The organism is Pseudomonas nunensis, from assembly GCF_024296925.1.
GTDB classification, from domain to species: domain Bacteria; phylum Pseudomonadota; class Gammaproteobacteria; order Pseudomonadales; family Pseudomonadaceae; genus Aquipseudomonas; species Aquipseudomonas nunensis.
The window spans coordinates 1,984,477-2,001,368 of sequence record NZ_CP101125.1; the positions used below are offsets into that span (position 1 = coordinate 1,984,477).

At 60.7% G+C, this 16,892-nt stretch carries 18 protein-coding genes; 12 read left to right on the forward strand and 6 right to left on the reverse strand.

Translation table 11 applies throughout. The features are described from left to right. Nucleotides 1-2: 2 nt before the first annotated feature. The 3 genes from NK667_RS08965 to NK667_RS08975 all read right to left on the reverse strand — a co-directional run bounded on the left by NK667_RS08965 (nucleotide 3) and on the right by NK667_RS08975 (nucleotide 2,670). Nucleotides 3-716: an ABC transporter ATP-binding protein gene (locus NK667_RS08965; RefSeq protein ID WP_054614425.1), complete on the reverse strand. Its 714-nt coding sequence runs from the start codon at nucleotides 714-716 to the stop codon at nucleotides 3-5. 3 nt (nucleotides 717-719) lie between these two features. Then, complete coding sequence (locus NK667_RS08970; RefSeq protein WP_054614426.1) at nucleotides 720-1,556, reverse strand: ABC transporter permease; 837 nt, start codon at nucleotides 1,554-1,556, stop codon at nucleotides 720-722. Nucleotides 1,557-1,683: 127 nt separating this feature from the next. Beyond that, nucleotides 1,684-2,670 (reverse strand): aliphatic sulfonate ABC transporter substrate-binding protein, encoded by a 987-nt coding sequence (locus NK667_RS08975; RefSeq protein WP_054614427.1) that lies wholly within the window; start codon nucleotides 2,668-2,670, stop codon nucleotides 1,684-1,686. A gap of 299 nt (nucleotides 2,671-2,969) precedes the next feature. Between NK667_RS08975 and NK667_RS08980 the strand changes: the two genes are divergently transcribed. Further along, nucleotides 2,970-3,917, forward strand: coding sequence for an ABC transporter substrate-binding protein (locus NK667_RS08980; protein WP_054614428.1), 948 nt, complete (start codon nucleotides 2,970-2,972; stop codon nucleotides 3,915-3,917). Here the strand turns inward: NK667_RS08980 and NK667_RS08985 are convergent. Continuing rightward, nucleotides 3,891-4,793: a LysR family transcriptional regulator gene (locus NK667_RS08985; RefSeq protein WP_054614429.1), complete on the reverse strand. Its 903-nt coding sequence runs from the start codon at nucleotides 4,791-4,793 to the stop codon at nucleotides 3,891-3,893. The genes NK667_RS08980 and NK667_RS08985 overlap by 27 nt on opposite strands. Nucleotides 4,794-4,924: 131 nt before the next feature. Here NK667_RS08985 and NK667_RS08990 point away from each other — a divergent pair, with 131 nt between their 5' ends. The 5 genes from NK667_RS08990 (at nucleotide 4,925) to NK667_RS09010 (ending at nucleotide 9,288) form a co-directional block, all read left to right on the forward strand. Then, nucleotides 4,925-6,217, forward strand: a complete 1,293-nt coding sequence (locus NK667_RS08990; RefSeq protein WP_054053525.1) for a CitMHS family transporter — start codon at nucleotides 4,925-4,927, stop codon at nucleotides 6,215-6,217. Then, nucleotides 6,217-7,581 carry an acyclic terpene utilization AtuA family protein gene (locus tag NK667_RS08995; RefSeq protein WP_054614430.1) on the forward strand — a complete coding sequence of 455 codons (1,365 nt, stop codon included), beginning with the start codon at nucleotides 6,217-6,219 and terminating at the stop codon, nucleotides 7,579-7,581. Before NK667_RS08990 ends, NK667_RS08995 begins: the two co-directional genes overlap by 1 nt. Continuing rightward, on the forward strand, nucleotides 7,578-7,886 hold the full coding sequence (locus NK667_RS09000) for an AtuA-related protein (RefSeq protein WP_054614431.1): 309 nt from the start codon (nucleotides 7,578-7,580) through the stop codon (nucleotides 7,884-7,886). Before NK667_RS08995 ends, NK667_RS09000 begins: the two co-directional genes overlap by 4 nt. Before the next feature lie 148 nt (nucleotides 7,887-8,034). Further along, a complete protein-coding gene (locus NK667_RS09005) occupies nucleotides 8,035-8,934 on the forward strand; it encodes a polysaccharide deacetylase family protein (protein WP_054614432.1) in 900 nt (299 codons plus the stop codon). A gap of 111 nt (nucleotides 8,935-9,045) precedes the next feature. Next, nucleotides 9,046-9,288, forward strand: coding sequence for a DUF1652 domain-containing protein (locus NK667_RS09010; protein WP_054053533.1), 243 nt, complete (start codon nucleotides 9,046-9,048; stop codon nucleotides 9,286-9,288). A 176-nt stretch (nucleotides 9,289-9,464) separates the two neighbouring features. Here the strand turns inward: NK667_RS09010 and NK667_RS09015 are convergent, their stop codons facing one another. Continuing rightward, nucleotides 9,465-9,923: an REP-associated tyrosine transposase gene (locus NK667_RS09015; protein ID WP_054053535.1), complete on the reverse strand. Its 459-nt coding sequence runs from the start codon at nucleotides 9,921-9,923 to the stop codon at nucleotides 9,465-9,467. Nucleotides 9,924-10,193: 270 nt separating this feature from the next. Continuing rightward, nucleotides 10,194-11,078: a LysR family transcriptional regulator gene (locus NK667_RS09020; protein ID WP_054614433.1), complete on the reverse strand. Its 885-nt coding sequence runs from the start codon at nucleotides 11,076-11,078 to the stop codon at nucleotides 10,194-10,196. Nucleotides 11,079-11,205: 127 nt separating this feature from the next. Here NK667_RS09020 and NK667_RS09025 point away from each other — a divergent pair, with 127 nt between their 5' ends. The 6 genes from NK667_RS09025 (at nucleotide 11,206) to benB (ending at nucleotide 16,882) form a co-directional block, all read left to right on the forward strand. Then, nucleotides 11,206-12,354 carry a muconate cycloisomerase family protein gene (locus NK667_RS09025; RefSeq protein WP_161807662.1) on the forward strand — a complete coding sequence of 383 codons (1,149 nt, stop codon included), beginning with the start codon at nucleotides 11,206-11,208 and terminating at the stop codon, nucleotides 12,352-12,354. Nucleotides 12,355-12,364: 10 nt separating this feature from the next. Then, a complete protein-coding gene (catC, locus tag NK667_RS09030; protein ID WP_054053539.1) occupies nucleotides 12,365-12,655 on the forward strand; it encodes a muconolactone Delta-isomerase in 291 nt (96 codons plus the stop codon). Between the two features lie 51 nt (nucleotides 12,656-12,706). Beyond that, nucleotides 12,707-13,636, forward strand: a complete 930-nt coding sequence (gene catA / locus NK667_RS09035) for a catechol 1,2-dioxygenase (protein ID WP_054614434.1) — start codon at nucleotides 12,707-12,709, stop codon at nucleotides 13,634-13,636. Nucleotides 13,637-13,772: 136 nt separating this feature from the next. Then, complete coding sequence (locus tag NK667_RS09040) at nucleotides 13,773-14,732, forward strand: AraC family transcriptional regulator (protein ID WP_054614435.1); 960 nt, start codon at nucleotides 13,773-13,775, stop codon at nucleotides 14,730-14,732. A gap of 300 nt (nucleotides 14,733-15,032) precedes the next feature. Continuing rightward, complete coding sequence (benA, locus tag NK667_RS09045; RefSeq protein WP_054614436.1) at nucleotides 15,033-16,397, forward strand: benzoate 1,2-dioxygenase large subunit; 1,365 nt, start codon at nucleotides 15,033-15,035, stop codon at nucleotides 16,395-16,397. Next, entirely contained in the window at nucleotides 16,394-16,882 is a 489-nt protein-coding gene (benB, locus tag NK667_RS09050; protein ID WP_054055348.1) for a benzoate 1,2-dioxygenase small subunit, read from the forward strand. Before benA ends, benB begins: the two co-directional genes overlap by 4 nt. The last annotated feature ends 10 nt before the right edge of the window (nucleotides 16,883-16,892 follow it).

Here is a 16,892-nt window from a genome sequence, read left to right on the forward strand (position 1 = left end):
GCTTAGATGACGTGCGCCAGTTGCAACTCGGTCAACGACAACGCCTTGAGCCGCGCCAGCGACGGATCGCGGCGATCTCGCGGATGGGCGAGTTCTACCGCCAGTTCCTGACGAATGCGGCTCGGCCGATGGTCCATCACCAGCACTCGGTTGCTCAGGTACAGCGCTTCATCGACATCGTGGGTCACCAGCAGCAGGGCAATCGCGTGGCGCTCGGCCAGTTGCAACAGCAGGTCCTGGAGTTTCATTCGGGTGAAAGCATCCACGGCGCTGAAGGGTTCGTCGAGCAACAGCACCTGCGGGCGCGAATACAGGCCGCGAGCGATGGCCACCCGTTGTGCCATGCCGCCGGACAAGGCTTTGGGCAAGGCCTGGGCAAAACCGCCGAGGCCGACTTCTTCGATCAACTGCGCGACCCAGGCTCTGTCGTAGTGGTTGTCGGCGCTGAAACCGATGTTTTGCTCCACCGTCAGCCACGGCATCAAGCGCGGTTCCTGAAACACGAATGCCACCTCACCGGCATTGTTTTTCAGTTCGCCCTGAAAGTCCTTTTCCAGACCGGCGACGATTCGCAGCAAGGTGCTTTTGCCGCAACCGCTGGGGCCAAGCAGGCTCACGGTTTCCCGAGGTTTGAGTTGCAGGTGGATATTGTTGAGCACGGTGGTGGCGGCGAAGGTTTTGCGCTCCACGCGGATGTCCAGCAGGTGTTCGGTCATGCCTCAATCCTCTGCGCTTTGGCCGTTGAAGGTGTCGCGCCAGGCCAGGAAGCGTTTTTCCAGGCTGGCGAGAATGCCGTCGCTAAGTTTGCCCAGCACCGCCAGCACGATAATCGCCGCGAGGACGATGTCCGGGCGTGAAGTTTCGCGACCGTCGCTCAGCAGATAGCCGAGGCCTTTGGTGGCGGCGATCAGTTCGGCAGCCACCAGAAACATCCAGGCCAGGCTCATGCCGCTGCGCAACCCGGTGAACAGGCCGGGCAGGGCGGCGGGCAGCAAAATCCGCCGCACCAGCCGGGCGCGACTGAAACCGTACATCTGCCCGACTTCCACCAGTTTGCGGTCGATGTCGCGGATCGCCGCGACGCCGTTGAGGTACACCGGGAAGAACGCGCCGATGGCGATCAGGACGATTTTCGAGGTTTCGTCGATGCCCAGCCACAGCAGCAACAACGGCACCCAGGCCAGGCTCGGAATTGAACGCAGGCCGGCGAAGGTCGGTTCCAGATAGGCTTCGGCTTCGCGGCTCAAACCGACCCACGCGGCAAACACCAAGGCCAGGCTCGCGCCGATGGCGAAGCCCAGCAACACCCGCAACAGACTGGCGCTGATGTGTTTCCACAACGCGCCTTCGGCCAGATCGCCGAGGGTCATCGCCACTTCGCTGGGCGCGGGCATCTGGTAGGACGGCAGCCAGCCGATGCGTACGACAAATTCCAGGATGAGGATGATCAGCACCGGCAGGGCCAGGCCTTTGAGGCGCAGTTGCCAGGCGTGGCTGAGGCGGCGGGGTGTGGGCAATGTCAGAGGGGCGGGGAGGGTTTTGTTTTTGCTGGTCATCGGTTTCTCCGAAAAATCGCAGCCCCCCTGTAGGAGCGAGGCTTGCCCGCGAAGCTTTTGGCGCCTTCAAAGGCCCCTTCGCGGGCAAGCCTCGCTCCTACAAAAGGACGGGCGGCGATCTTTTGCTTTATTGACGGGCCACGGTTTCTTTGAAGCCCGTATCAATCAACTGATCGATGACTTGGTCGACGTTAACCCCTTTACGAACCAACTCCTCGGACACCAGAATCGGCGCCGCAGCCTTGGAAGCGACTACATCCTTGGCCGTCAATTGCGGGCTGCTCAGGTCAGTACGCGACAGTTGCAGCTTGGCCACTTCCAGCGGCAAACCCGATTCGCTGGCGAGCAACTTCGCCAGTTCTTCCGGATTTTTCACTGCCCATTCCCGCGCCTGTTCATAGGCGATGAGCACGGTTTCGATGGTTTTCGGTTGTTCCTTGGCGTAGCTGTCGGTGACGCTGACCACGCCGTAGCTGTTGAAATTGGTGTTGCGATACAGCAAGCGAGAACCGGCCTGAACCTGGCTCGCGGCCATGTGCGGGTCGAGCCCGGCCCAGGCGTCGACATCACCTTTTTCCAACGCGGTGCGACCGTCCGGGTGTTGCAAGTGCACCAGTTCCACGTCGTCCTTGTTCAGGCCGGCCTGTTGCAGGCTGCGCAAGGTAAACAGGTACGGGTCGGTGCCTTTGGTGGCGGCGATTTTCTTGCCTTTCAGATCGGCGACAGTCTTGTAGGGCGAATCCTTGCGTACCACCAGCGCGGTCCATTCGGCGCGGCTGTAAACGTACACCGACTTGATCGGGCTGCCATTCGCCCGGCTCAACACTGCCGCGAGGCTGGCGGAAGAAGCGAAATCGACGCCGCCGCTGTTCAGGTATTCCAGGGAACGGTTACTGCCCTGGCTCAACACCCAGCCGACCTTGGTTTGGGGCAGGGCTTTTTCCAGGAAACCAAAGTGCTTGAGCACCAGGCTGACGGGCGAGTAATAGGCGTAATCCAGATGCACTTCGGCCGGGGTGGTTTCGGCGGCCTGGGCCAACGGTTGCAGGCTCAGGGCGATGGCGACGGCGCTGATCAGGTGCCTGGCTTTGGCAAAACGGAAGAGGCGATTCATGGGGGTGAAACTCCGGCAAGGCAACGGGATTCTTATGTCCTGATGATTGGTGCTAACAGATGCATCCTGCATAAAAGGAATATTGCAGGCTCTGTGCCATGTCCCCGGTTTCACCGGTTTTCGGGGCACTGGCGGGGGTTAAGTCGGCAACGCAATGTCTCAAGCGCAACAGTCTGTTGCGGCGCTGTTGCTGGGCCAACACTGTTGCTTGGCAGTCATGAGCTTATGCATAAATCGAATTTAAAAAGCTTGCGATAAGAGCGTTATGGTCTATCGGAATAACACCCCCGGAGCCTCCGATGAACCCGTCCCGATTCCTACGCAGCTTGCTGATCAGCGCGCTATTTGCCGCACCCTTTGCCTACGCAAATGACCCCGTCGTCCTGCACGTCGGCGACCAGAACTACTACAACGTTCGTGCCTCGGTGGAGGCTTCGGGTGTGTTGGAAGGGGCGCCGTACACCGTCGACTGGAAACACTTTCAGGCCGCCGCGCCATTGGCGGAAGCGCTGAACACTGGCGCACTGGACTTGGGCTTTCTCGGCGATTCAGGCTTTCTGTTCCTCGCCGCGAAACAGGCGCCGGTGAAGCTGATAGGCGTGTCGCGGCAGAACCCGGACACCATCGCTTTGCTGGTGCCCAAGGATTCTCCGGTCAAGACCATCGCCGACCTCAAGGGCAAGAAAGTCGCGTATTGGCCCGGTGCCTGGAGCCAGCAACTGACCTTGCGCGCGCTGGAGAAAGCCGACCTGCCGGAAGACTACGTGGACTTCATCAAACTGATGCCGATTGACGCAGCAGCAGCCTTGCCCCAAGGCAGCATCGACGCGTTCCCGGTGTGGGAACCGTACATCTCGCAACAGATTCTGTTCTCCGGCGCCCGGCCGATTCTCACCGCCAAGAGCCTGATGCCCGGCCTCAGCGCGATTGCTGCCTCGACACCGTCGATCGACAGCAAGCGCGAAGCCATCGCCGACTTCCTCGGGCGCCTGAAAAAGGCTCGGGCCTGGGTCGATAACCACACCGACGAATACGCCGATCTGTGGGCGAAGAAGGCCAACCTCGATCAGGACGTTTCGCGCCATTGGTTGCGTCAGGCCCACATGACTGTTGGGCCGGTGGATCAGCAAGCGGCGGCGGATTTGCAGAGCACGGCGGACTTCCTATTCAAGGTCAAGGCACTGCCGGCAGCGTTCGCGACGGCGCCGATCATCGACAACTCATTCCAGAAGTCCTTCGCCGAGTAAACCGTCACCCTGCAGCATCTCGATAAAGCGCTGCGCTGCCGGCGCCATGGCCTGACCCGTGCGGGTGATCAGGCCAATCTGGCGGGTGACGCCGGGATGATCCACCGGCACTTTGACCAGATCATCCCGGCCGTCATCGGCTGACTCGGGCAGCAGGCTCACGCCCAAACCCTGGCGCACCAGTGCCAGCACCGTCGACATGTAATTGGCTTCCAGCCCCGGCGACAACGGCAACTGTGTGTCGGCGAACAGTTGCTCCACCAACTCCCGCACGCTGCTGTCGCGCCCGGTCAGGATGATCGGTTGATCCGTCAGTTCGTTCAGTTTGACCGAGCGCCGTCCGGCCAATGGGTGATCAGCCGGGATGAACAGGCACAGCCGATCTTCCAGTACCGTCTGAAACTCTAGCCCATGGCTCATCCGCGCCCGCACGCCCAGCCCGAAGTCCACCTCGCCATCGCGCACCAGCGTGTCGATGCGTTGCGCTACGACGTCGCGCAACCGCACTTCGACCCCCGGAAACTGTTCGCGAAATTGCTTCAAAAACGGGGGTAGGGCGGCGGCGCACAGCGATGGCAGGGCTGCGATGGTGACCACCCCCCGGCGCAACGACGCCAGATCCCGGGAGGCGCTGACGATGTTATCCAGATCCAGCAGCAACTTCTCCATGGGCAACAGCGCACTTTGCCCGGCACTCGTCAGCGCCACATGTCGCGGGCTGCGTTCAAGCAGGGCGACGCCGAGCCAGTCTTCCAGTTGTTGAATCTGCACGGTCAGGGCCGACGGCGAAAGATTGAGCGCCACCGCCGCCCTCGAAAAACTGCCGGTTTGCGCCACGATGAGGAAGGCGCGGATGTGCTGGATCGAGTTCTTCATTTTGTTTTTCCGAATGCAGGCAGCCGAACATTTCAATTTACAAAGATTACCTGCAATTCCAATACTCGGTGAAAACAACAACAGCGCATTTCATCGCCGCCGCGAGCAGAAATGCCGAACAGGACCTGCCCATGCTTGCCACACTCGGTGTCATCACCATTCTCTGTTTGCTCGTCGCGGTGATGAGCAAACGCCTGTCGCCGCTGGTTGCGCTGATCGCGTTGCCGATCATTGCCGCGCTGCTCGGCGGTTTCGGCCTGCAAACCAGCGCCTTCATCATTACCGGGATCAAAAACGTCGCCCCGGTGGTCGGCATGTTTGTGTTCGCGATCCTGTTCTTCGGCGTGATGACCGACGCCGGAATGCTCGACCCGATCATTGACCGCATCCTTAAACGCGTCGGCACTCGACCGACCCGCATCGTCATGGGCACTGCGCTGCTGGCGCTGCTGGTGCATCTGGACGGTTCGGGGGCGGTGACCTTTCTGGTGACCATCCCGGCGATGCTGCCGCTGTACACGCGGCTCGGCATGGACAAGCGAATTCTGGCTTGCGTTACCGCGATGGCAGCCGGGGTCAATTTTCTGCCCTGGACCGGTCCGGTGCTGCGTTCCTCGGCGGCATTGCATGTGCCGGTGGCGGATCTGTTTCAGCCGTTGATTCCGGTGCAGATTGTCGGCCTGATCTTCGTCTTCACTTGCGCCTGGTTCCTCGGTCGTCGCGAAGAAAAACGCCTGGGCCTGGGCGCTGGCGCAGTGGTGGACGTGATGCCGCAACGGGTGCTGACCGAGGCCGAAGTCGCCCTGCGCAAGCCGCGCTTGTTCTGGCTCAACCTGATGCTGACGGTGGTGGTGATGGGCGTGATGATTGCCGGGGTTGTCGACCCGGTGGTGATGTTCATGCTCGGCACGGTGCTCGCCTTGTGCATCAACTACCCGAACGTCGATGCACAACGAGCACGCATCGATGCGCATGCGAAAACCGCACTGACGATGGCGAGCATTCTTCTGGCCGCCGGAGTATTCACCGGGATCATGCAGGGCAGCGGCATGCTCAAAGCCATGGCCGAGGTCGCGGTGGCGCAGATTCCTGCCGGGCACGGCAAATTGATACCGATGGTGGTGGGCTTTATCTCGATGCCCCTGAGCCTGCTGTTCGATCCGGATTCCTTCTACTTCGGCATCATGCCGGTGGTGGCCGAAGTCGGCCGCGCCCTCGGTGTCGATCCGCTGCAAGTGGCCCAGGCCTCGCTGCTCGGTGTGCACACCACCGGGTTCCCGGTCAGCCCGTTGACCCCGGCGACTTTCCTCTTGGTTGGGCTGTGCAAGATCGAGCTGGCGGATCACCAGCGCTTCACCATCCCGTTTCTGTTCGCGGCCTCGGTGCTGATGACCCTGACCGCGCTGCTCTTTGGAGTGTTCTGATGAAAACCTTACGCATCGGCTCCGGTGCCGGTTACTCCGGCGACCGCATTGAACCGGCGATCGAACTGGCCGAGCACGGCGATCTGGATTACCTGGTGTTTGAATGCCTGGCCGAGCGCACCATTGCCCTGGCACAGCAGGCGCGGTTGCTCGATCCGCAAGCAGGCTTTGACCCGCTGCTGGGTGAGCGCATGCGCCGGGTGCTGCCCTTTGTCGGGCGCGGTGCCGAGGGGCAGCGCCGGCGCTTGCGGGTGATCACCAACATGGGCGCGGCCAACCCGCTGGCGGCGGCGCAAGAAGTGCGGCGCATTGCCGGGGAACTAGGATTGTCGGGGCTGAAAGTGGTCGCGCTGACCGGTGACGATGTACTGGCGACCTTGCTGGGCGATCCGTCGCAGATGCTGGATAACGGCAAGACTCTGGCGTCCCTGGGCGATCGCCTGATTTCGGCCAATGCCTATTTGGGCGTGGACGGCATTATCGAGGCGTTGCGCGCCGATGCCGACGTGGTGATCACCGGTCGCGTGGCCGACCCTTCGCTGTTTTTAGCGCCGCAGATGTTCGAATTCGGCTGGGCGGCGGACGATTGGGCGCTGCTGGGTCGCGGCACCTTGGTCGGGCATTTGCTCGAGTGCGCCGGGCAGATCAGCGGCGGCTATTTTGCCGATCCGGGGTTCAAGGATGTGCCGGATCTGGCGCGCCTTGGGTTTCCTCTGGCTGAAGTGGATGCCACTGGCAGGGCAGTGATCAGCAAGGTCGCCGGTTCCGGCGGGCGCATCGATACCGCGACTTGCACCGAGCAGATGATCTACGAAGTGCATGATCCGGCGGCTTACCTCACGCCGGATGTCAGCGCCGATTTTTCCGGCGTGTCCTTCAGCGTACAAGGGCCGGACCGGGTGCTGGCGTCAGGCGCTGATGGGCGGGCGCGACCGCAGTCGCTAAAGGTTTCGGTGGGCTATCTCGATGGCTGGATTGGCGAGGGGCAGATGTCCTATGGCGGCCCCGGCGCTCTGGCGCGGGGGCGACTGGCGCGAGAAGTGGTGCTGGAACGCTTGAAGTTGACGGGCGTGGTGTTTGAAGAGATCCGCGCCGAGTTGATCGGCGTCGACGCCTTGCACGGCACTGAACTGGGGGCTCGGGCGGAAAGCGAACCCTGGGAAGTGCGCCTGCGCGTGGCGGCCCGTTGTGCGGATCGCACCGAGGCGGTGCGAATCGGCAATGAAGTGGAAACGTTGTACACCAACGGCCCTTATGGCGGTGGCGGGGCGAGCAAGTCGGTGCGCCAGGTGGTGGCGGTGGCTTCGCTGTTATTGCCGCGGGATGCCGTCACGTTGCAGATTCACTCGGAGGACTTGGCATGAAACTGCGTGAACTGGCGCATTCCCGAACCGGGGACAAGGGCGATACTTCGAACATTTCGGTGATTGCTTTGCGGGCGGAAGACTTCCCGCGTCTGAGAGAGTGGCTGACGGTTGAACGGGTGACCGCGCATTTTGCCGAATTGCTGGACCCGCAAGGGCCGCCGGTGCGCCGCTACGAATTGCCCAACGTTTACGCGCTGAATTTCGTGTTGCCCGGCATCTTGCGCGGTGGCGTCACCCGCTCCCTGGCCCTCGATGCACACGGCAAGGCGCTGGGGGCCGCGTTGCTCGATCTGGAGCTTTGAAACACCTGACATAGCGGCACTTGAACCAAAACTGTGTACCCTGTTCCAACCTGAGCTCGCCGGCACCGGCGGGCCCATTGGAGGATCACCGGGCGAGGGGTTTTTGCCATTAACGTGACGACCGCAACGGTCTGGCCCAAGGCAAAACATGACGCAATTGTTCAAGGTTCTTTCGGCGCTCGTCCTGGCTATCGGATTGACGGGCTGCATCGCGTCGCCCATCAAACTGACGCCGCAGACACAACAACGTCTGCAAACCCAGGCGCCGATCCGTTTCCTGCTGACTTTCGATGACGGCCCCAGCGCCTCAAGCTTCTGGAACCCGACCGACACCGTGCTCGATGGCCTCGCGCAAAACCCGCTGCAACCGAATATCAAAGCGGTATTTTTCGTCCAGACCGGTGCGCCCCGGGCCGGCAACAGCGATATCGGCCGGCGAGTCATGCAGCGCGAGCATGCCAAAGGGCAGATCCTCGGCTTTCACACGGCCACGCATTTTCATACCAATCATCGCTCGCTGAACCCTGAAGACCTGGAACAATCCCTGAGCAACGGCAGCGCCGCCATCGCCGCGATCACCGGCGCGCCACCGAGCCTGGTGCGTCCGCCGTTCTGGAATTACGACTCGCGCACTTTCGCCGCCTATCAACGCCACGGCATGCACGTGTTGTTGACCGACGTGAGCGCGAATGACGGCAAGATCTGGGGCTTCAACTCCAGCCCCCGGCGCCGGGCGAACATGCTGCGCCAGTTATCGGAAATTCGTGAGCGTATCGCCCAGGGTGAGCTGCCGACGGTGGACGGGGTGATTCCGGTGGTCGTGACCTTCCACGACCTCAACCGCTACACGGCCCGGCATACCCGCGAATACCTGCAAATCCTGCTCGACAGCGCCAAGGCCACCGGGGTGAACACCGCGCCGAAGCCGTTCTATGACGACCAAGGGCAACTGTTGAAAGCGGCCATGGCTCGCACCGTCACCGAAAGTGCGGAACCGGTGCAATTGCCGGGCATCTGGAACTGGCTGTGGGACGGCGATAGCCATTGAGGGTGCGCCTGAGTCAGAAATTAATAATTTTGGCGTTGGTGGTGCAGGGTCGCAAAAGCGAATCTATGCTGATCGGGATCTCAGTCGATCACTCGCCACGGAGGCCCCGTTATGGTTTCGATTCCAGAGCTTTGCCGCATCGTGACGTCCGGTTTTCAACCGCTGTCGTGCGACTGTTCGGTTAATCCGGACGGCACGCTACGGATCAAGGTCTTCGAACCGGCGACCGGGCGCATCGACCTGTTGCTCACAGGCGTTTCACCGGCGCAACTGACCACGGTTCGCGACATCTCCAACCTGATCGGCGAACTGCGCACCGAAATGCGCGCGGGGCGCCGGGCGTTTGCTGGCTAAAAGCACCACCGGCCACGTAGGGGCTGCCGAAGGCTGCGATTTTTTGATCTTGTTTTTAAAAGACAGATCAAAAGATCGCAGCCTCGTTTCACTCGACAGCTCCTACGATGACCGCTCACAACATCGAGAAACGCCGTAGGAGCTGCCGAAGGCTGAGATCCATTGATTTCGCTGTTTCATATCCAAATGGCATCCCACAAAGGGTAATCACCCACTCGCGTAACCAACCCCGCACGCAAAGGATTCAGGACGATGTACCGTGCCGCATCCTTGATATCTTCATCACGGCGTAACGCTCGGTCGTAATACCCCGGTTGCCATATTCGGCCTTGGCCGCCGCGCACAAGATTGATTGAGAGACTGCTTCTGGACTTGATCCGGCACATCAGTTCGGCCAACGTGCCGTGATGCAACTCCACTAACCAATGCAGATGATCCGGCATCACGACCCAGGCCATCGACGTGACCCTCGAGGTTTGATCAGCAAGGCGCAGTTGATCGACCAGCCTGCGCCCTGACTGCCAATCGGCGAACACGGGTTGACGTTGCTCAGTAACAGCGGTCAGCAGGTAGATACGACCCGATTCAGAAACACGCGCCTTGCGCAGGTGACATCCATTTGCAGCGACAGGCATTCCTTTGCCCTCCTTGAGATGTGTTTGCAACTGAACGTTAGTCGATGCAATTTCTGGCGTTGGTCCAAGCGTTTTCGAGATATTTCAAGTGCGCCACACCCTCCAATCTGATGCCGTACGCGGTACGCGGTCACCGTAGGAGCTGTCGAGTGAAACGAGGCTGCGATCTTTTGATCCGTCTTTTAAAAACAAAATCAAAAGATCGCAGCCTCGTTTCACTCGACAGCTCCTACGTTGGGTTTGGGTTTGGGTTTGGGTTTGGGTTCAGGTTTAGGTGTGCGGCACCAGCTCATCAATCATTTGCAAACAATGGCTCAATCCCGGTGATACATCGCCCACCCGTCGGCTGAGGATGATTGGTGAGGTGGCGTTGTCTTCCAGCAGCGGGGTGAAGCCGATGTCGTCGCGGTGCAGCAGTTGCACCGAGGCGGGGACCAAGGTGACGCCGATGCCGGCGCCGACCAGGCCAATCGCGGTTTGCAGTTCGTTGGTCCATTGCGCCACGTGAATGCTCACGCCATAGGATTCGAACAGGGCGATCACATGGTCCGCGTAACTCGGACGCGGGTTGCCGGGGTAGAGCACGAAGGGCTCTTTCGCCAGTTCGCGCAGGCTGATCGGGCCGGCCAACAGCGGGTGACCGGCGGGCAGGGCGGCGACCAGGCGATCCTCGGTGAGCACGGTCTGGATGATCGCCGGGTCGTCGATGCGGATCCGGCCGAAACCCACATCAATGCGCCCGGCCTTGAGCGCCTGGACCTGTTGCAGGGTGGTCATTTCCGAGAGCCCCAGCTCCAGTTCCATACCCTCGGGGTTACGCAATCGCCGAATCAGTTCCGGCAGCACGCCGTACAGTGTCGACGGCGCAAAACCGATGCCCAGCCAGGTCTTTTCACCGAGGCCGATCCGCCGCGTGTTGTCGCAGACCTTGGTCAGTTGCTCCAGCAACGCGCTCGAATGCTCATGGAAAAACCGTCCGGCGTCGGTCAGTTTCAGCGGCCGCCCACGCTCCAGCAACAGCACCCCGAGTTCTTCCTCCAGTTGCTGGATCTGGCGACTCAATGGCGGCTGGGCAATGTGCAACAGCTCGGCAGCGCGGGTGAAGTTGAGGGTTTGGGCCAACACCTGAAAATAACGCAGGTGACGCAGTTCCATGGAGCCTCCGGGCACTGACAGGTTGGATACCTTTAAGGTATCAAGCCAGACCAATTCTATATTGGCCGCCGCGGAAAAGCCGTATGAGAATCCGATTCAGAACTTTAAGAACCTGACGGGTATCGACATGCGTGCAACAGCCATTCAATCGATCGAGACGATCATCGTTGATCTGCCGACCATCCGCCCGCACAAACTGGCGATGCACACCATGCAGAACCAGACCCTGGTGATCATCCGTGTGCGCTGCGCCGACGGCATCGAAGGCATCGGCGAATCCACCACCATCGGTGGCCTGGCCTATGGCAATGAAAGCCCCGATAGCATCAAGACCAACATCGACCAACACTTCGCGCCGCTACTGATTGGCGAGGACAGCGGCAACATCAACGCGGCGATGTTGCGCCTGGAACGCAGCATTCGTGGCAATACGTTCGCCAAGTCCGGTATCGAAACCGCGTTGCTCGACGCCCAAGGCAAACGCCTTGGCCTGGCGGTCAGCGAGCTGTTGGGCGGTCGGGTTCGTGATGCACTGCCGGTAGCCTGGACCCTGGCCAGCGGTGACACCGCGCAGGACATCGCCGAAGCGGAGAAAATGCTCGACCTGCGCCGCCACCGAATCTTCAAGCTGAAAATCGGTGCTGGTGAGGTCAACCGCGACCTTGCCCACGTCATCGCGATCAAGAAAGCCCTGGGTGACCGCGCCAGTGTGCGGGTCGATGTCAATCAGGCCTGGGACGAAGCGGTGGCACTGCGCGCCTGCCGGATCCTCGGCACCAACGGCATCGATCTGATCGAACAGCCGATCTCGCGCAACAACCGCGCCGGCATGGCACGTTTGAACGCGATCAGCCCGGCGCCGATCATGGCCGACGAGTCCATCGAATGTGTCGAAGATGCCTTCAACCTCGCTCGCGAAGGTGCTGCCTCAGTGTTCGCCCTGAAGATCGCCAAGAATGGCGGCCCGCGCGCGGTGCTCAGAACTGCCGCGATTGCCGAAGCGGCCGGCATCGGCCTGTACGGCGGCACCATGCTCGAAGGCGGAATCGGCACGCTGGCCTCGGCCCACGCGTTTATCACCCTGAACAAACTGGCCTGGGACACTGAGCTGTTCGGCCCGCTGCTGCTGACCGAAGACATTCTCAGCGAGCCGCTGATCTATCGCGATTTTGAACTGCACGTACCGAACACGCCGGGCCTGGGCCTCAGCCTGGATGCGGAACGCCTGGCGTTTTTCCGCCGCGACAAGTCTTCCACTGCCGTTTATCAAGCCTGAGGAGAGCATCATGTTGTTCCACGTAAAAATGACCGTGAACCTGCCGCTCGACATGAACCCCGAACTCGCCACCCGGCTCAAGGCCGACGAGAAAGCCCTGGCCCAGCGCCTGCAAGAGCAGGGCAAATGGCGCCACCTGTGGCGCATCGCCGGGCACTACGCCAATTACAGCGTGTTCGATGTCGACAGCGTTCAGGAGCTGCATGACCTGCTGATGCAATTGCCGCTGTTTCCGTACATGGCCATCGAGATCGATGCGCTGTGCCGGCATCCGTCTTCGATTCGCGAGGATGACCGCTGAACCCGGCCCGTTCAGTTCGCTACGCTAATAACTACAAGATGAGGAACCACCATGAACGTCAAGATTTCCCACACTGCCAGCGCCCAGAAGTTTCTCGAAGAGGCCAGCGGTCTGCTCAACGAGGCCGGTGATCCAAGGGTCAAGTCGCTGGTTTACCGGATCCTGCGGGATTCGGTGAACATCATCGAAGACCTCGCCGTGACCCCGGAAGAATTCTGGAAAGCCGTGAATTACCTCAACGTGCTGGGTGCGCGTCAGGAGGCCGGTTTGTTGGTGGCCGGGCTCGGTCTGGAACATTACCTCGACCTGTTGATGGACGCCGAAGACGAGCAGGCCGGCAAGTCTGGCGGCACGCCACGCACCATTGAAGGGCCGCTGTATGTGGCCGGTGCGCCGCTGTCTGAAGGTGAGACTCGACTCGATGACGGCGTCGATCCGGGCGTGACCCTGTTCATGCAAGGCCGGGTGTTGAATACCGCTGGCGAACCGCTGGTCGGGGCCGTGGTGGATGTCTGGCACGCCAATACCGGTGGCACCTATTCGTACTTCGATGCCACGCAATCCGAATTCAATCTGCGTCGGCGCATCGTTACCGATGCTGAGGGCCGTTATCGTTTCCGTAGCATTGTGCCGTCGGGCTACGGCTGCCCGCCGGATGGTCCGACCCAGCGATTGCTCGATCAACTGGGTCGTCACGGGCAGCGGCCGGCGCATATCCACTTCTTTATCTCGGCGCCGGATCATCGTCACCTGACCACCCAGATCAACCTTGACGGCGACAAATACCTGCACGACGATTTCGCCTATGCCACCCGCGATGAGCTGATCGCCCACATCACTTTCAGCGACGATCCGCAACGCGCTGCGGCCCACGGTGTCAGCGGTCGGTTTGCCGAAATCGACTTCGACTTCACCTTACAATCGTCCGCCCAGCCCGAGGAACAGCAACGCCATGAGCGGGTGCGCGCCCTGGAAGACTGACATGTCCCCTGTGTGAGCGGGCTTGCTCGCGAAGGCGGAATCAGCTTCAACATCACCGTTGACTGATACTCCGCTTTCGCGAGCAAGCCCGCTCCCACACAAATACGCTCACATCAATAACAACGAGAGTGACCCGATGATGCACGCGCAACTGTTGAGTCAGCGCAGCAGAGTATTCGACCACGCCGACCCATACGCGGTGTCGGGTTACGTCAATCAGCACGTCGGTAATCATTGCCTCCTCATGCTCCGTGCCGGCCAGCCGTTGGCCAGCCTCGACCACCGAAAATTCGCCAGCCTGGACCTGTGCCGCATCAGCTACGGTGCCAGCGTGCGGGTCACGTCCGGTGCGCTCGACAGCATTTATCATCTGCAAGTGCTGCTGCGCGGCCACTGCCTGTGGCGCGGGCATGGCCAGGAACATTACTTCGAACCCGGCGAGTTATTGCTGATCAACCCCGATGATCCGGTGGACCTGACCTATTCCGACGATTGCGAAAAATTCATCCTCAAAGTCCCGACCCGCTTGCTGGAGTCGGTGTGCGATGAGCAGCGCTGGGGCTATCCGGGGCAGGGCGTGCGATTCCTCGAGAACCGTTATCAGCTCGATCAACTGGAAGGCTTCGTCAACCTGCTGGCGATGATTTGCCAGGAGGCCGAGGCCACCGAGCAGATTCTGAAAGTGCAGGAGCACTACGCGCAGATCATCGTCAGCAAGATGCTCAGCCTGATGAAAACCAATGTGAGCCGGGTCAGCCTTGGTTCGCCGTCGGCCACCTTCGATCGGATTGCCGACTACATCGCGCGCAACCTCAAGCAAGACATCGACAGCGAAGCACTGGCGCGTCAGGCGCGGATGAGCGTGCGTTCGCTGTATGGCCTGTTCGAACGCAACGCCGGGGCCACGCCGAAAAACTACATCCGCCAGAAACGCCTGGAACGCATCAACGCCTGCCTCAGCGACCCGACCTGCAACGTGCGCAACGTCACGGAAGTGGCGATGGATTACGGCTTCCTGCATCTGGGGCGGTTTTCCGACAGCTATCGCAAGCAATTTGGTGAACTACCGTCGGACACCCTCAAGCGCCGGCACTGAAACATCGCAAAGCACCTGTAGCACCTGTAGCAGCTGTCGAGCCTGCGAGGCTGCGTTCGAGTGCGAAGCACTCGCCAAGGAACAACGCGCTCTGCCTGCAATACCGGGCGAGTCATTTTGCGAGCGCTACGCACTCGAACGCAGCCTCGCAGGCTCGACAGCTGCTACGGGTGCGTTTACGTGTGCGTGTGCATCTGCTGTTGCACTAAACGGATAAAGGTCTGCACCCATCGGATAGTCCGCCCCATCCCCCCGTCCTAGCATGGCCCTGCCTGAATAAAAACAATGGAGGCGGCGGCCATGTCCCTGCGACCCGAATACCTTCACTCCCTGCTGGAAGACGACAAAGAACACGGCATCTATCGCTGCAAGCGCGAGATGTTCACCGACCCGCGCCTGTTCGACCTGGAGATGCAGCACATCTTCGAAGGCAACTGGCTGTACCTGGCGCATGAAAGCCAGATCCCGAATATCAACGATTTCTACACCACCACCATGGGCCGCCAGTCGATCTTTATCGCGCGCAACAAGGCCGGTGAACTCAACGCGTTCATCAACGCCTGCAGCCATCGTGGCGCCATGCTGTGCCGGCACAAGACCGGCAACAAAAGCTCTTACACCTGCCCATTCCACGGCTGGACCTTCAACAATTCCGGCAAGCTGCTCAAGGTCAAGGACCCGGCAGAGGCGGGTTACCCGGCGAGTTTCAATTGCGATGGCTCCCACGACCTGACCAAGGTCGCGCGTTTCGAGTCCTATCGCGGTTTTTTGTTTGGCAGCCTCAAGGCTGATGTGGTGCCGCTGGTGGAACACCTGGGCGAGTCGGCGAAGATCATCGACATGATCGTCGATCAGTCCGCCGATGGCCTTGAAGTGCTGCGCGGTTCTTCCAGCTACATCTACGAAGGCAACTGGAAACTCACCGCCGAAAATGGCGCCGACGGTTACCACGTCAGCTCGGTGCACTGGAACTACGCGGCCACCCAGAACCAGCGCAAACAGCGTGAGGCCGGCGAAGACATCCGCACCATGAGCGCCGGCACCTGGGCCAAGCAGGGCGGCGGTTTTTACTCGTTCGACAAGGGCCACATGCTGCTCTGGACCCGCTGGTCCAACCCTGAGGACCGTCCGTTGTTCGAACGTCGTGATGAGCTGGCCCGAGACTTCGGCCAGGCCCGCGCCGACTGGATGATCGAGAACTCGCGCAACCTGTGCCTGTACCCGAACGTGTACCTGATGGACCAGTTCAGCTCACAGATTCGCATCGCCCGGCCGATCTCGGTCAACCGCACGGAAATCACCATTTATTGCATCGCCCCCAAAGGTGAAAGCGACAGCGCACGGTCGAGCCGGATTCGCCAGTACGAGGACTTTTTCAACGTCAGCGGCATGGCCACCCCGGACGATCTGGAGGAGTTTCGCTCGTGCCAGACCGGCTATCAGGGCAGCGTCACCACCTGGAACGACATGTCCCGTGGCGCCGAACACTGGGTCGAAGGTGCCGATGACGCGGCCCGGGAAATCGACCTGCACCCGCTGCTCAGCGGCGTGCGCACCGAAGACGAAGGTTTGTTCGTGCTGCAACACAAGTATTGGCAACAAACCATGCTCAAGGCGCTGGCCGCTGAACAGTCCGAGCTGATCGCTGTGGAGGCCGTGCAATGACCATCACCTATGAAGCCGTGCGCGACTTTCTCTACCGCGAAGCACGCTACCTCGACGACAAACAATGGGACGACTGGCTGGAACTGTACGCCGCCGATGCGTCGTTCTGGATGCCGTCGTGGGACGACAACGATGAGCTCACCGAAGACCCACAGCGGGAAATCTCGCTGATCTGGTACGGCAATCGCACCGGCCTGGAAGACCGCATCTTCCGCATCAAGACCGAGCGTTCCAGCGCGAGCATTCCCGACACCCGCACCTCGCACAACATCAGCAATATCGAGCTGCTCGAACACGCCGATGGCCTCTGCAAGGTGCGCTTCAACTGGCACACCCTGAGCTTTCGCTACAAGACCGTCGACAGCTATTTCGGCAGCAGTTTCTACACCCTCGATGTGCGCGGCGAAAACCCGCTGATCAAGGCCAAGAAAGTGATCCTGAAGAACGATTACGTTCGCCAGGTCATCGACGTTTACCACTTGTGAGGCAGCCGTC